Annotated in this window: 14 protein-coding genes; 5 read left to right on the top strand and 9 right to left on the bottom strand. The window is 61.1% G+C overall.

Annotated features, from left to right (window positions below; genetic code table 11):
• The first annotated feature begins 89 nt into the window (after positions 1-89).
• Complete coding sequence (locus ICI42_RS01860) at positions 90-653, top strand: SH3 domain-containing protein (protein WP_188162837.1); 564 nt, start codon at positions 90-92, stop codon at positions 651-653.
• Between the two features lie 16 nt (positions 654-669).
• Here the strand turns inward: ICI42_RS01860 and irrA are convergent, their stop codons facing one another.
• Positions 670-1,074 carry an iron response transcriptional regulator IrrA gene (gene irrA, locus ICI42_RS01865; protein ID WP_188163677.1) on the bottom strand — a complete coding sequence of 135 codons (405 nt, stop codon included), beginning with the start codon at positions 1,072-1,074 and terminating at the stop codon, positions 670-672.
• A 262-nt stretch (positions 1,075-1,336) separates the two neighbouring features.
• Between irrA and fabA the strand changes: the two genes are divergently transcribed.
• Genes fabA through fabI form a run of 3 tightly spaced genes read left to right on the top strand, consistent with a single transcriptional unit; the run spans position 1,337 to position 3,923 of the window.
• Positions 1,337-1,852 (top strand): 3-hydroxyacyl-[acyl-carrier-protein] dehydratase FabA, encoded by a 516-nt coding sequence (fabA, locus tag ICI42_RS01870; protein WP_407945133.1) that lies wholly within the window; start codon positions 1,337-1,339, stop codon positions 1,850-1,852.
• A 29-nt stretch (positions 1,853-1,881) separates the two neighbouring features.
• Positions 1,882-3,102, top strand: a complete 1,221-nt coding sequence (gene fabB, locus ICI42_RS01875; RefSeq protein WP_188162839.1) for a beta-ketoacyl-ACP synthase I — start codon at positions 1,882-1,884, stop codon at positions 3,100-3,102.
• Between the two features lie 14 nt (positions 3,103-3,116).
• The gene (gene fabI / locus ICI42_RS01880; protein WP_188162840.1) at positions 3,117-3,923 is read left to right on the top strand and encodes an enoyl-ACP reductase FabI; all 807 of its coding nucleotides are present in this window, start codon (positions 3,117-3,119) and stop codon (positions 3,921-3,923) included.
• Between the two features lie 82 nt (positions 3,924-4,005).
• Here fabI and ICI42_RS01885 read toward each other — a convergent pair whose 3' ends face one another.
• Positions 4,006-4,197: a hypothetical protein gene (locus ICI42_RS01885; RefSeq protein WP_188162841.1), complete on the bottom strand. Its 192-nt coding sequence runs from the start codon at positions 4,195-4,197 to the stop codon at positions 4,006-4,008.
• 231 nt (positions 4,198-4,428) lie between these two features.
• Here ICI42_RS01885 and ICI42_RS01895 point away from each other — a divergent pair, with 231 nt between their 5' ends.
• Positions 4,429-5,706: a hypothetical protein gene (locus tag ICI42_RS01895; protein ID WP_210316926.1), complete on the top strand. Its 1,278-nt coding sequence runs from the start codon at positions 4,429-4,431 to the stop codon at positions 5,704-5,706.
• 32 nt (positions 5,707-5,738) lie between these two features.
• Here ICI42_RS01895 and ICI42_RS01900 read toward each other — a convergent pair whose 3' ends face one another.
• The 7 genes from ICI42_RS01900 to ICI42_RS01930 form a co-directional block, all read right to left on the bottom strand.
• Positions 5,739-6,758 (bottom strand): class I SAM-dependent methyltransferase, encoded by a 1,020-nt coding sequence (locus ICI42_RS01900; protein ID WP_188162844.1) that lies wholly within the window; start codon positions 6,756-6,758, stop codon positions 5,739-5,741.
• A 318-nt stretch (positions 6,759-7,076) separates the two neighbouring features.
• On the bottom strand, positions 7,077-9,224 hold the full coding sequence (pnp, locus tag ICI42_RS01905; protein WP_188162845.1) for a polyribonucleotide nucleotidyltransferase: 2,148 nt from the start codon (positions 9,222-9,224) through the stop codon (positions 7,077-7,079).
• 421 nt (positions 9,225-9,645) lie between these two features.
• On the bottom strand, positions 9,646-9,915 hold the full coding sequence (rpsO, locus tag ICI42_RS01910; RefSeq protein ID WP_188162846.1) for a 30S ribosomal protein S15: 270 nt from the start codon (positions 9,913-9,915) through the stop codon (positions 9,646-9,648).
• A gap of 160 nt (positions 9,916-10,075) precedes the next feature.
• Entirely contained in the window at positions 10,076-11,167 is a 1,092-nt protein-coding gene (corA, locus tag ICI42_RS01915) for a magnesium/cobalt transporter CorA (RefSeq protein WP_188162847.1), read from the bottom strand.
• Between the two features lie 219 nt (positions 11,168-11,386).
• A complete protein-coding gene (truB, locus tag ICI42_RS01920; RefSeq protein ID WP_188162848.1) occupies positions 11,387-12,322 on the bottom strand; it encodes a tRNA pseudouridine(55) synthase TruB in 936 nt (311 codons plus the stop codon).
• Positions 12,322-12,726 carry a 30S ribosome-binding factor RbfA gene (rbfA, locus tag ICI42_RS01925; protein ID WP_188162849.1) on the bottom strand — a complete coding sequence of 135 codons (405 nt, stop codon included), beginning with the start codon at positions 12,724-12,726 and terminating at the stop codon, positions 12,322-12,324. The genes truB and rbfA overlap by 1 nt, the downstream gene beginning before the upstream one ends.
• 57 nt (positions 12,727-12,783) lie before the next feature.
• On the bottom strand, positions 12,784-13,302 hold the full coding sequence (locus ICI42_RS01930; protein WP_188162850.1) for a hypothetical protein: 519 nt from the start codon (positions 13,300-13,302) through the stop codon (positions 12,784-12,786).
• Between the last annotated feature and the right edge of the window lie 26 nt (positions 13,303-13,328).

Consider the following 13,328-nt stretch of genomic DNA (forward strand, 5'->3'; position numbering starts at 1 on the left):
GGGATACTGTGTATCAAGCGCCGTTCCGGAAGACAAAGAAAAAGGGGCGCCCGGGGCTCGCGGGCGCAACGCTCAGCAGAGGTACGACAGTGTCTGGTTCCGCGTCGCTTCGTCTGGCAATTGGCGCCGTGCTGATGAGTGCGGCCGTTCTGTTTCCGCAATCGACCACGTTCACGATTGCCGCTTCCGCGCAAGGCGCGGTGACGCTCGGACCGAGCGGGCTGCCACTGCCGCGCTTCGTCAGCCTCAAATCCGGCCGCGTCAATTCACGGATCGGGCCTGGCCTGGGCTACTCGGTGGACTGGATGTATATGAAATCCGGCCTGCCGATGGAGATCATCCAGGAGTACGACAATTGGCGCCGGGTGCGCGATGCCGATGGCGCGGAGGGCTGGATCAACCAGTCGCTACTGTCGGGCAAGCGCACCGCCATCGTGGCGCCCTGGCAGCGCGGCAAGGAGACGCAGGTCCAACTGCTCGCCTCGGGCGACAAGGATGCACGGGTTATCGCTATGGTCGAACCCGGTGCGATCGGCACGATCCGCGTCTGCAACGGCCAGTGGTGCGAAATGACCTTCGACGGACGCAACCGCGGCTGGATCAGCCAGTCGCTGGTCTGGGGCGCCTATCCCGGCGAGACCATCGAGGATTGAGGGATGCGGGCAGTGGTCAGCTGCAGCGCTTGGGGCGAAGGCGGATGACCACGTCGACATTGGCGATCTCCATGCCCTCGGGAGGCTCGGGGAGATTGACGACGCTCACCGGACCCGATTCGATATCGAAAATGCGGTTTTCGCCTTCGATATAGAAATGGTGGTGGTCGGACGTGTTGGTGTCGAAATAGGTCTTTGCACCCTCGACCGCCAGAATGCGCAGAAGGCCGACTTCGGTGAACTGGTGCAGCGCGTTGTAAACGGTGGCCAGCGACACCGGAACCCCAGCAACCAGGGCTTCCTCGTGCAGCTCCTCCGCCGAAAAATGCCGGTCGCCCTTGGCGAACAGCAGTTCGGCCAGCGCAATGCGCTGCCGCGTCGGCCTGAGGCCGGCATCGCGCACGCGGGTTTCGACAGACATTTTTTCCACTCGGAAGCTCAACGGCGCCCCAATCGACAGCTCGAAAGTTTCAGCGGCAAAACCGGCAATGCCGACAAAACCAACCGATTTCTCCGTTTTCATATATTCTGTCCCACAGTCGCGATCAATAGCGCGCATTGACCCGGGAAAGCCGGCAGGCTAAGCGCAGACGACGGTTCAGGTCCGGCAGGGCTTGTGCTAGAAGAGATCAGCAGCGCGGTGGGACCAACCGCCGCAGCCGAAACGGGGAAGACGTTATATGGTGGAGCAGAAATCCAGCTACGACTACGAAGAGTTGCTGGCCTGTGCACGCGGTGAATTGTTCGGAGCGGGCAATGCCCAGCTCCCTTATCCGCCCATGCTGATGTTCAACCGCATTACCGAACTCAGCGAAACCGGCGGCGAATTCGGCAAGGGCTTCATTCGCGCCGAACTCGATATCCACCGCGACCTCTGGTTCTTCCCCTGCCATTTCATCCGCGATCCGGTAATGCCGGGCTGCCTCGGGCTCGACGCGCTGTGGCAGTTGACGGGGTTCTATCTCGGCTGGCTGGGCGAACCCGGCAAGGGCCGTGCGCTGTCGACCGGCGAGGTCAAGTTCACCGGCATGGTGACCCCGGCCAACAAGAAGGTTGAATACGGCGTCGACTTCAAGCGCGTCATGCGCGGCCGCCTGGTGCTGGGCATCGGCGACGGCTGGCTAAAAGCCGACGGCGAAACCATATACAAGGCGACCGACCTGCGTGTCGGGCTGTTCAAGGAAGCTCAGGCGGCTTAGCCGCCGGGCGATTTCTGAAAGGAAAGCGAATGAGACGGGTCGTCGTAACTGGCCTTGGCATCGTATCGTCCATCGGCAACAACGCCGATGAAGTGCAAGCCTCCCTGCGCGACGCAAAGTCCGGGATCAGCTTTTCGGACTCCTTCGCCGAGCACGGTTTCAAGTGCCAGGTGTGGGGCGCGCCCACCATCGACACCACCGAACTGGTCGACCGCCGCGCCGCGCGCTTCCTGTCACAGGGCGGCATGTGGAACCACGTCGCCATGAAGCAGGCCATCGCCGACAGCGGGCTTGAAGAAAGCGACATCTCCGGCAATGAACGCACCGGCATCATCATGGGCTCGGGCGGCCCATCCACCCGCACCATCGTGGAAGCGGCGGAAACGACGCTGAAGAACACCAGCCCCAAGCGCATCGGGCCGTTCGCGGTGCCGAAGGCGATGTCTTCGACGGCATCCGCTACGCTGGCGACATGGTTCAAGATCCACGGCGTCAACTACTCGATCTCGTCGGCCTGCTCGACATCGGCGCACTGCATCGGCAATGCGGCTGAGATGATCCAGTGGGGCAAGCAGGACATCATGTTCGCCGGCGGCCACGAGGATCTCGACTGGACGATGTCGAACCTGTTCGACGCCATGGGCGCGATGTCGTCCAAATATAACGACCGTGCCGCCGTGGCTTCGCGGGCCTATGACGTCAACCGCGATGGCTTCGTCATCGCCGGCGGCGCGGGCGTGCTTGTGCTTGAAGAACTCGAACATGCCAAGGCGCGCGGCGCCAAGATCTATGCCGAACTGGTCGGCTATGGCGCGACCTCCGACGGCTACGACATGGTAGCGCCCTCAGGCGAAGGCGCCATACGCTGCATGAAGCAGGCCATGGCCACTGTGAAGGGCGATGTCGACTACATCAACACCCACGGCACCTCGACCCCTGTCGGCGACAGCAAGGAAATGGGCGCCATCCGCGAGACCTTCGACGCCAAGATCCCGAACATCACCTCGACCAAATCGCTGACCGGCCACTCGCTGGGGGCCGCGGGCGTGCAGGAGGCGATCTACTCGATCCTGCAGATGCAGGGCGGCTTCATCGGCGAAAGCGCTCATATCGAAGAGCTCGACCCCGAATTCGACGGCATGCCGATCGTGCGCGAGCGCATCGACAACGCCAAGATCGATACCGTGCTGTCGAACTCCTTCGGCTTCGGCGGCACCAACGCGACGCTGGTCTTCCAGCGTCTGTCATAACGAGGACATCCACCATGACCGGACTGATGCAGGGCAAGCGCGGCCTGATCATGGGCGTTGCCAACGACCATTCGATCGCCTGGGGCATCGCGCAGAAGCTGGCCGAGCAGGGCGCTGAACTGGCCTTCTCCTATCAGGGCGAAGCATTCGGACGCCGGGTGAAGCCGCTGGCCGAAAAAGTCGGCGCATCGCTGCTGGTGCCCTGCGACGTGGAAGACAGCGCCTCGGTGGCCGCTACCTTCGACAGGCTGGGCGAGGAATGGGGTGGGCTCGATTTCGTCGTCCACGCCATCGGCTTCTCCGACAAGAACGAGTTGAAGGGGCTGTACGCCGACACCAGCAAGGACAACTTCGTCCGCACCATGGTGATCTCGTGCTACTCCTTCACGGAGATCGCACGGCACGCCGCCAAGCTGATGAACGACGGCGGCTCGCTGTTGACCTTGACCTATGCCGGCTCGGTCAGCGTGATGCCGAACTACAACGTCATGGGCGTGGCAAAGGCGGGGCTTGAGGCGAGCGTGCGCTATCTCGCCAATGATTTCGGCCCGCGCGGCATCCGCGTCAACGCCATCTCGGCGGGTCCGGTGCGGACTTTGGCCGGCGCCGGCATTGCGGACGCGCGCTACATGTTCTCCTACCAGCAGCGCAATTCGCCGCTGCGCCGCACCGTCACGCTCGGCGAAGTCGGCGGCTCGGCGCTGTACCTGCTGTCCGACCTGTCATCGGGCGTCACCGGCGAAATCCACTATGTCGATTCAGGCTACAACATCGTCTCGATGCCGACGCTGGAAGAACTGAAGAAGACCGACAAGGAATAAACGACAAGGCCGGCGCAAGCCGGCTTTTTTTAAGGGCGGCTAGTTTATGAGCATCGAAGCGCTGGCTGGCCGTCGCCCGATTTCAGGCAACACCGCCTCCTCCTCTGATCGGGAAGCAGGCATCGAGCGGCATCCGCTTTGGGTTTGCTTTTGCCTCTTTCTCGCGACGGTCGCCTTCAAGATTTTCTACTTCAAGGGGATCAGCTACGGCCCGATCATCTTTGGCGACGAAAAGCTCTACCGCGATTTCGCGCGAGGCCTGTTCGATCTCCAAGGATATGCAAGCGGCCAATATCCGCCACTCTACCCGCTTCTGATTTCCCCGTCCTTTCTATTCGGCGCAAAATACTATGACGCCGCCATCGTCCTGAACTGCTTCTACAGTTCCAGTATCGTCTTTCCGACCTTCCTGATTGCAAAGCTGTTTATGGATGCGCGAAGCAGCCTTCTCTGCGCTGCGTTTGCGCTGACGATGCCGTTCAATTTTTTCTTCCCCCGCGCTCTGATGAGCGAAAACATCTTCCTGCCGCTCCTGCTGTTTTCGTTTTATTTTGCGGTTCGCAAACCGAGCAGCAAGCTGGTCCTTTGGGACACGCTGACCGCGGTTTCCCTTGCGGCGCTGTATCTGACCAGGCATATTTCGCTTGCCATAGTGCCCGCGCTTCTCGCGCTCTGGTGCATCACCAATTTTCAGCGCAACAAGCTTTTCGTTTTTCGGCTTGTCTATGTCATCCTGATCGCTTGCGCAGCTTATGCGCCGTGGGTCGTCATGGGTCTTTCCAAAGACGTGGCGCTGAACAAAATCTTCGGCTTCGGCATTGCCAGCCGGTCAAACCCCGAACAAAAGACTTTGGTAAGGCTCGGCTTCTGGCTGTTCATATACTACGGCTATTTCGTCGTGATTACGGCTCCAGTGTTTCACCTGCTCTGGGCCGGCACTGTTCAGGTCTGCCGCAATCTAAGCTTCGAGAACATCCACAAAAACCGGCTGATCGTCGGCGCTTTCCTGGTCACCTTCGCAGCAATGGCAGCGGCGACGCGTCACTCCTGGAACGCCTACTACAACTTCCCTGCCCCCATGAGAATGATGGGGCGCTACATCATGTTTTCGCCGGTGATTTTCTTCATCGTGTCGATGTATGTCGCGAATTCCGAGATCTATTCGCGGAAGAATTTCGGAAAAGCAGCCTTCATTTCACTGTGGCTGATTTCCCTGCTGACCATCTTTCTTTTTTATACCGTTTTTTACGAGAGTCTTATTCTCCCGATAGGCGAAAACTTCTTCGGCGTCAGGATCGCCATCGACGGCTACAAGATCCTGTTTCATCCAGAATTGTGGCTGCTGACCGTCATCGCCATCATGTCAGTCAGCGCAAAGATGCTGTGGGACCACAGATCCGGAGCACTGCTGGTCATTTTTTTGGGCTTTGTTTTTATCAATCTGTGGGGGATTCAGCGGCATGAACAGGAGTTGAGTGTCTCGCGCATTTATTCAATCCCGGCCCGCGCGCTCTACGACCTTGCCAGCGAACAAGGGAAGGCTCGCAGGTTTCAACTCTTCGTGGCCGACAGCGAAGCTATCGACCCCACAGGCTTCAAGCAGAGATTTTCATTCTGGGGATTGCCTGGAACCGCACTCCCCTTGTCGGACCTGAAGACAGATACGACACCCGGCACGAAATATGTTCTCGTTCCGGCCAGCGAGCGAACCGACTATCGAAAGGCGAAAGAGATCGTTCGCTATGAGGCGCTGGGCAAGGAATTTACGCTTCTGCGCCTGTGACGAGGCAATGCTTGGAGTATCGCCCCTTCGGCTCACCGCTTCGCGGCGTAGATCCTGAAGGCGCCGTCTGAACCAATCTCGGTTGCAGATGAGAAGGATGCTTCGAGCACCGGAAGATAGGGCAGTTGCCGGTTGGCGACCATCAGCAGGCGGCCGCCAGGCTTGAGCGCCGCCGATGCCGCCTTGATCATGCCCTGGCCTATGGCCGGATCGGCTGCGGCACCGCCCTGGTGATAGGGCGGGTTCATGACGATGAGATCGTATTGCCGGGCGACCGGATCTTTCAGCAGGTCCTGCCAAAAGAAACGCGGCTCGATGCCTTCTACGGCGAGGTTGCGCCGCGCGGCCTCGAGCGCTGCGAAATCGGCTTCGTAGAGGTCAAGCTTGGTGAGCCCTTTGGCACGCGTGGCGATCTCGGCGGCGAGATAGCCCCACCCGGCGCAGAAATCGGCGGCTGCACCCTTGATCTCGGGCGGCAGATGCTGGGCCAAAAGGCGCGATCCCTGATCGACCCGATCATGCGAAAACATGCCGGGTGCGGTGTGAAAACGGCCGTCCACCAGAGGTTCCGGGTTTTCCGAGCGCAGGGTTTGCGCAGCCGCTTCTGCTTCGGGCGTCTGGCGGAACCAGAAGACGATACCGTGATGCTTCGGCAGAGCCTCGTCGATGGAGAGTAGATTGCCCAGCCGCTTGCGCAGGCTGGCGATGCCGTCTTCCTTGCCGCCGGCAACGAGGATCAGCCCACCGGGCAGCGTACGCTCGATGGCTTCGGCGATGTCGAGTTCGTTGCGGCCGCGGTGACGGCCGATGAGGATCAGAGAGTGGTCGTAGCCGTCGCCCTCAGGCAATGGCGCGACGGTGCGGCGCGCGGTCTCCAGCGCTTGTACCTCAGGCCGAAAGCCCTGAACCAGCGTCAGCGCCGCTTCGAAGCCCTCGGGCAGGCGGAAACCGGCCTCGGCGTTGAGGAACAGCGCGCGGGTGTGCTTGGCGGGAGCGTCGAGCGCGCCGGATTCAAAGGGATGAAACAGGGTTTTGAGGGCATCGCGGGGCATAGCTTTTCCATGTGCAAAGCGAACAGCCTGCCACAACCTTCCTTCTCTCCTTGCGGGAGAAGGTGGCCGAGCCAAGCGAAGCATTGGCGAGGTCGGATGAGGGGTGCTGGACGAAGCTCGACCGCTATCGGGTCCGACTATCTTGCGTCATCAGCCCCTCATTCCTTGCAACACCCCTCATCCGTCGCCTTATCTCGATCTTGCTGCGCAAGCCCGAAGGCGACACCTTCTCCCGCAAGGGGAGAAGGAAGAGGCGTTGCATAAAAGAAAACGGGCGCAGCCACGCCGCGCCCGTCTTCAATCAATCAGACACAAGACTCAGGCAGCCGACTCTTCATCGTCGGACTTCTTGTCGCGAGCGATTTCCTTGCCGGTTTCCTGGTCGACGACCTTCATCGACAGGCGAACCTTGCCGCGCTCGTCGAAGCCCATCAGCTTGACCCAGACCTTCTGGCCTTCCTTGACCACGTCGGACGTCTTGGCGACGCGCTCATTGGCGAGCTGGGAGATGTGGACCAGGCCGTCACGCGGGCCGAAGAAGTTGACGAAGGCGCCGAAGTCGGCGGTTTTCACGACCGTGCCTTCGTAGATCTCGCCCACTTCCGGCTCGGCCACGATGGTGTGGATCCACTTCTTGGCCGCTTCGATCTCCTTGGCGTTCGACGAAGCGATCTTGATCGTGCCGTCGTCCTCGATGTTGATCTTGGCGCCGGTCTTTTCCACGATCTCGCGGATGACCTTGCCGCCGGAGCCGATGACGTCGCGGATCTTGTCGGTCGGGATCTGCATGACCTCGATGCGCGGCGCGAACTCGCCGAGTTCCGCACGGCCTTCGGTGATGGCATTGGCCATTTCGCCGAGGATATGCAGACGGCCGTCCTTGGCCTGGCCGAGCGCGACCTTCATGATCTCTTCGGTGATGCCGTCGATCTTGATGTCCATCTGCAGGGCGGTGATGCCGCCTTCAGTGCCGGCCACCTTGAAGTCCATGTCGCCGAGGTGATCTTCGTCGCCCAGGATGTCGGAAAGCACGGCGAAGCGCTCGCCTTCCTTGATCAGGCCCATGGCGATACCGGCGACAGGCCGCTGCAGCGGAACGCCCGCATCCATCAGCGCCAGCGAGGTGCCGCAAACGGTCGCCATCGAGGACGAGCCGTTGGACTCGGTGATCTCGGAGACGACGCGCAACGTGTAGGGGAACTGCTCGGCGGCGGGCAGCATCGGGCGAATGGCGCGCCATGCCAGCTTGCCGTGACCGATTTCGCGACGGCCGGGCGAACCCATACGACCGGTTTCACCGACCGAATAGGGCGGGAAGTTGTAGTGAAGGAGGAACTTCTCCTTGTACATGCCGGTCAGCGAGTCGACATACTGCTCGTCCTCGCCGGTGCCCAGCGTGGCGACGACGATCGCCTGGGTCTCGCCGCGGGTGAACAGGGCCGAACCGTGGGTGCGCGGCAGAAGGCCGACTTCCGAGACGATCTTGCGGACCGTCGACAGGTCGCGGCCGTCGATGCGGCTGCCGGTGTCGAGGATGTTCCAGCGCACGATCTTGGCCTGGAGCTCCTTGAAAACGGTGTTGACTTGCTCGCTGGTGTAGAGCGGGGTCTCGTCGCCCTTCGGCGAGAAAGTTTCCTTGACCTTCGCCTTGATCGCGTCGACGGCAGCATAGCGCTTCTGCTTGTCGACATTCTTGTAGGCGTCGCGCAGGTCGTTCTCGACGAGCTTCAGCATATCGGCTTCGAGGGCGCCGAAAGACGGGGGCGTGAAATCGCGCGGGTCCTTGGCAGCGGCCTCGGCGAGCTTGATGATGGCGTCGATCACCGGCTGGAAGCCCTTGTGGCCGAACATCACAGCACCGAGCATGACGTCTTCCGAAAGCTCCTTGGCTTCCGACTCGACCATCAGAACGGCATCGCCCGTACCCGCGACGACGAGGTCAAGCTTGGATTCCTGCATTTCGTCGATATGCGGGTTGAGCACATACTCGCCGTTGATGTAGCCGACGCGGGCGCCGCCGACCGGGCCCATGAACGGCACGCCCGAAAGCGTCAGGGCAGCCGAAGTGGCGACGATGGACAGGATGTCCGGATCGTTTTCGAGATCATGCTGGACGACGGTGATGACGACCTGGGTATCGTTCTTGTAGCCGGCAGCGAAAAGCGGACGGATCGGGCGGTCGATGAGGCGGGAAACCAGGGTTTCCTTCTCACTCGGACGGCCTTCGCGCTTGAAATAGCCACCGGGGATCTTGCCGGCTGCGTAGGTCTTTTCCTGGTAGTTCACGGTCAGCGGAAAGAAATCGAAGCCAGGCTTGGGTTCCTTGGCCGAAACGACGGTCGCCAGAACGACGGTTTCGCCATAGGTCGCCAACACAGCGCCGTCAGCCTGACGGGCGATCTTGCCGGTTTCGAGAATGAGGGGGCGGCCGGCCCACTCGATTTCCACTTTGTGGTGATTGAACATGTCTTGTCCTTCATATGCGGAAAGGCGCGCCGACCGTTCGGCGCGAAAACCTTCCCTTGCTTCCGTTCGGACCAGCCACGGGCAAGACAGCGGGAGACTTGGACCTTCGCGCCCAGCGCGGCAAGTCTCCTGCAATCCTGCCCCATGACCGTCCATGGGTCGCTCCGCGCCCTATTCCGGCGTCGCGAGCACAGGCCGCTTTCGCAGCCTTTTCTTACTGCATGCCGTTGCCCCAAACCGGTGTCCAGTTTTGGGCGGCATGACTTCCTTGCGCATGCCGTTGCCCCAAAACCGGTACCCACTTTTGGGCGGCATGACTTCCTTGCGCATGCCGTTGCCCCAAAACCGGTACCCACTTTTGGGCGGCATGCTGAATGCGAAACCGGCGGGCCTTCACGAGGAAAGCCCGCCGGCCGTTTTCTTAGCGGCGCAGACCGAGCTTCTCGATCAGCGTCGTGTAGCGCGAGTTGTCCTTGCGCTTCAGATAGTCGAGCAGGCTACGGCGCTGCGAAACGAGCGCGAGAAGACCACGGCGGGAATGGTTATCCTTCTTGTGGTCCTTGAAGTGCTCGGTAAGGTTCTTGATGCGCTCCGACAGGATCGCGACCTGGACTTCCGGAGAACCGGTATCGCCCTTAACGGTTGCGAATTCGGTCATCAATTCCGACTTGCGTTCGGCAGTAATCGACATCGGAGTTTTCCTTTCGATTTGAGGAAATGGGACGCCCACAGCCGGGATGTCGTCCAGCAGAGGCCACGGAACTTGGCGCATTGCACCGAAGTTGTCGCGCATATAGGCGAAATCGGAGGGAAAAGCCAGTCCCTTCACAAACGCTGCGAATTTGCCGGCTTTACAGCCATTTCTTCCAGCGGAAATAGACCACCAGCGACAGTGCAATGAACGCCATGAAGCCGAGGGCGGCGGGATATCCGAAATAGGCCTTCAACTCCGGCATGTTCCAGGGCGATGTATCCGGATCGAAATTCATGCCCCAGATACCGGCCAGGAAAGTCAGCGGGATGAAGATAGCCGAGACGATGGTCAGCACGTTGATGACCTCGTTGATGCGCGCCTGCGACAGCGACAGATGCATCTCGATCAGCCCGATCGCCATTTCGCGCAAGGATTCCACGGATTCGTTGAGCCGCAAGATATGATCGAGCGTATCGTTGAGGTAAATCTTGGTCTCCGGCGCGATGCAGGCGGCCTCGGAACGGATCAGCGCTGAAATCGCGTCCCGCAACGGCCCCAAGGCGCGCTTCAACTGGCTGACATTGCGCCGAAGCTCGTGCAGGCGCCGGACATGCTGCTGTTCGGGCGCCCTGAGCATTTCTTCCTCGATACCATCTATGGTGTCCCACATCTGGTCGACCGGCTGGAAATAGCTGTCGACCACGGCGTCGATCAGCGCGTAGGCGAGATAATCAGCATTCTTGGTGCGCAGGCGCGATTGGGCCACCTCGATGCGGCGACGGACCGGCTCGAACGGGTCGCCCTCGCGCTCCTGGAACGTGACGACGAAATCCTCACCGAAAAAGAAGGCGATCTGCTCGTAGCGGCTGGTGGCGACATCGTCCATCATGCTGAGCACGACAAAGACATGATCGTCGAAGAACTCGGCCTTGGGCCGCTGGCCGGTATTGACGACGTCTTCCAGCGCCAGCGGATGCAGGTTGAAAATCCGGCCGATATCCTCGATCAGTTCGATGTTTGCGAGGCCGACGCAATCGAGCCAGATTACCGGCCAGTCCTCGCAGGCGCGCGCAAGCTCGCCAGTGCTGGCGTCGTCCACGACCTGGAAGGTTTCCGGCGAAATCAGCGTCAGCTTGAGTTCCGAGCGCCGCGCATTGGGGTCGGCGATCAGCGTTCCGGGTGCTGCGCCGACGGGCGAGCGGCGGCGCCTGCGCGCTGCGCGCTTGGTGGTATCCTGAACAACAGCCATGCGATGCAACCCGGAATGCTCGGCGATGCCGGCACACTACGCAGAGTTCGCCGGGGACGCGAGCGGGATTTGTGGGAGATTCGGTGCACCGTTCTCCACTGCCGAGTCGAGAACAAAGCTGTCATGGACCGCTGCCCGGCCTCCGCTAGGGCTCCGGGCGTTCGTCGCTTCAATCGATAAATCGTTGTCGATCGATCGGCCTTCCGGCCGACTGCTTCCTCACCCGGCGAACACCCGTTTGGGTTTGAACATGCCCTGCTCGATGGCGCCGATGGCGACCAGGCGACCGCGGGCGGTGACGCAGGCTTCGTCGGCCTCTACGGGCGCGTCGCGACCCCGGACGATGACCGGATTGCCGAGCCTGATCTTGCTGGCGGTATCGTCGCTGACGGCAACCTGCGGCAGGCAGTCAAGCGCTGCCGACGTGTCGACCAGATAGGCGTCGATGGCGGTGAAATCGATAGGCCCCTCGCCCGGCTCGCCGCGCGCGGCTTCCAGTTCCGCCACGGTCACGAAATCGTCCGCCGTGAACGGGTCGACCGCGCTGCGGCGGAGCATCGAGATGTAGCCGTAGCAACCGAGGTCGCGACCCATGTCGCGGGCCAGGGAGCGCACATAGGTGCCCTTGCCGCATTCGATTTCGAAGGTCGTGCTGTCGGTGGCCAGTTCGACGATGTCGAAGCGGGCGATCTCGACCTCGCGGGCGGGAATATCGACGGTCTCGCCTTCGCGCGCCAGATCATAGGCGCGCTCGCCGGCAATCTTGATCGCGGAGAACTGCGGCGGCGTCTGCATGATGACCCCGGTGTAGTTCGGCATCACGGCGCGGACCTCGGCTTCCGACGGACGCTTCTCGGAGGTCTTGGTGACCGGGCCCTCGAGATCGTCGGTGGTGCGCTCCTCGCCCCAGGCCACGGTGAAGCGATAGATTTTCGCACCGTCCTGCACATAGGGAACCGTCTTGGTCGCATCGCCCAGCGCTATCGGCAACATGCCGGACGCAAGCGGATCGAGCGTTCCGGCATGTCCGGCCTTTTCAGCCTGGAACAGCCACTTCACCTTGGAAACGGCCTCGGTCGAGCCCATGCCGACCGGCTTGTCGAGTACCAGCCAACCCGAGATCGGGCGGCCCTTCTTCTTGCGCGGGCGGGACATCAATCGTTTTCCTTGTCACCGTCAAGATCGCGGGCCACTTCGGGCGACCGCAAGAGATCGTTGATCTTGGCGAAATTGTCGTAGCTGGTGTCGAGCTTGAAGCGGAATTCAGGCATGTATTTCATCTGCCGCAGCGCGTGGGAAACGCGGCCGCGAATGAATTTGGCATGCTTGTTCAGCGCATCGATGATGGCATCGGTATCCTTGGTGCCGAGCGGGGACACGAAGGCGGTTGCGACCTTCAGATCCGGCGACATGCGGACCTCGGAAATCGAAATCACGGCCATTTCCAGAACCGGGTCGAGCAGTTCGCCGCGCTGGAGCATTTCCGACAGAGAATGGCGCACCTGTTCGCCGACGCGAAGCTGGCGTTGCGTTGGGCCGTGCGAATTGGGCTGAGCCATGAACCTACCTGTCCGTTGCTTCAAAGTATCATGTTTTCCGCCAACGGGCGAACCCGCCTACGGTTGCGCCGCATGGCTCGCTTCGTCTATCGCGGCGGCGAAGGCCTTCATGTCGTTCTCATCCTCGAAAGCCGAGAGAGGAACGATGACCGGCTCCGGGCCGACCCGAATGAAAACCCGTCCGCCAAAGACGAGCACCTGCGCGATGGTTTCCATCGCGATCTTCCGATGCCGCCCATCCGCCATTTGCGACAGATGATCGCCCCATTCCTCCAAAACCACCTCGCCTTGCGGCACGGCATGTTTCGAAGCCCTGCGACGCGGCACCCAATTGGTGAAGGCTATGGCCGCAGCCCCTGCGATCATAAGGATCACCGCAGCCGAAGCATACCATGCGCCTGTCGAGATGGTGTCCGGCAACAGCCCGATCATGATGCCGCCGCAACCGACGATCACCATCAGCGCCAGCTTCATCTTGCCGCTCAATTCCCTGGGCAGCATTTCGTAAGCGAGGAAATCCGCACGCGTCAGCCTGAAGCTCAGCGTGCGGAGCGGTTTGCGGGTCTCGTCTACCATACGGGATGGAAGGAGGCGCCGAAGCG

Origin of the sequence: Oryzicola mucosus (assembly GCF_014534685.1) — a bacterium.
Taxonomy (GTDB): domain Bacteria; phylum Pseudomonadota; class Alphaproteobacteria; order Rhizobiales; family Rhizobiaceae; genus Oryzicola; species Oryzicola mucosus.

Excerpts from the sequence above, each read along its gene's own strand:
- ICI42_RS01895 (WP_210316926.1), top strand. The coding sequence starts at position 4,429 with ATGAGCGAAAACATCTTCCTGCCGCTCCTGCTGTTTTCGTTTTATTTT.
- fabB (WP_188162839.1), top strand. The coding sequence starts at position 1,882 with ATGAGACGGGTCGTCGTAACTGGCCTTGGCATCGTATCGTCCATCGGC.
- ICI42_RS01900 (WP_188162844.1), bottom strand. The coding sequence starts at position 6,758 with ATGCCCCGCGATGCCCTCAAAACCCTGTTTCATCCCTTTGAATCCGGC.
- rbfA (WP_188162849.1), bottom strand. The coding sequence starts at position 12,726 with ATGGCTCAGCCCAATTCGCACGGCCCAACGCAACGCCAGCTTCGCGTC.
- rpsO (WP_188162846.1), bottom strand. The coding sequence starts at position 9,915 with ATGTCGATTACTGCCGAACGCAAGTCGGAATTGATGACCGAATTCGCA.
- fabI (WP_188162840.1), top strand. The coding sequence starts at position 3,117 with ATGACCGGACTGATGCAGGGCAAGCGCGGCCTGATCATGGGCGTTGCC.
- pnp (WP_188162845.1), bottom strand. The coding sequence starts at position 9,224 with ATGTTCAATCACCACAAAGTGGAAATCGAGTGGGCCGGCCGCCCCCTC.
- corA (WP_188162847.1), bottom strand. The coding sequence starts at position 11,167 with ATGGCTGTTGTTCAGGATACCACCAAGCGCGCAGCGCGCAGGCGCCGC.
- ICI42_RS01930 (WP_188162850.1), bottom strand. The coding sequence starts at position 13,302 with ATGGTAGACGAGACCCGCAAACCGCTCCGCACGCTGAGCTTCAGGCTG.
- truB (WP_188162848.1), bottom strand. The coding sequence starts at position 12,322 with ATGTCCCGCCCGCGCAAGAAGAAGGGCCGCCCGATCTCGGGTTGGCTG.
- irrA (WP_188163677.1), bottom strand. The coding sequence starts at position 1,074 with ATGTCTGTCGAAACCCGCGTGCGCGATGCCGGCCTCAGGCCGACGCGG.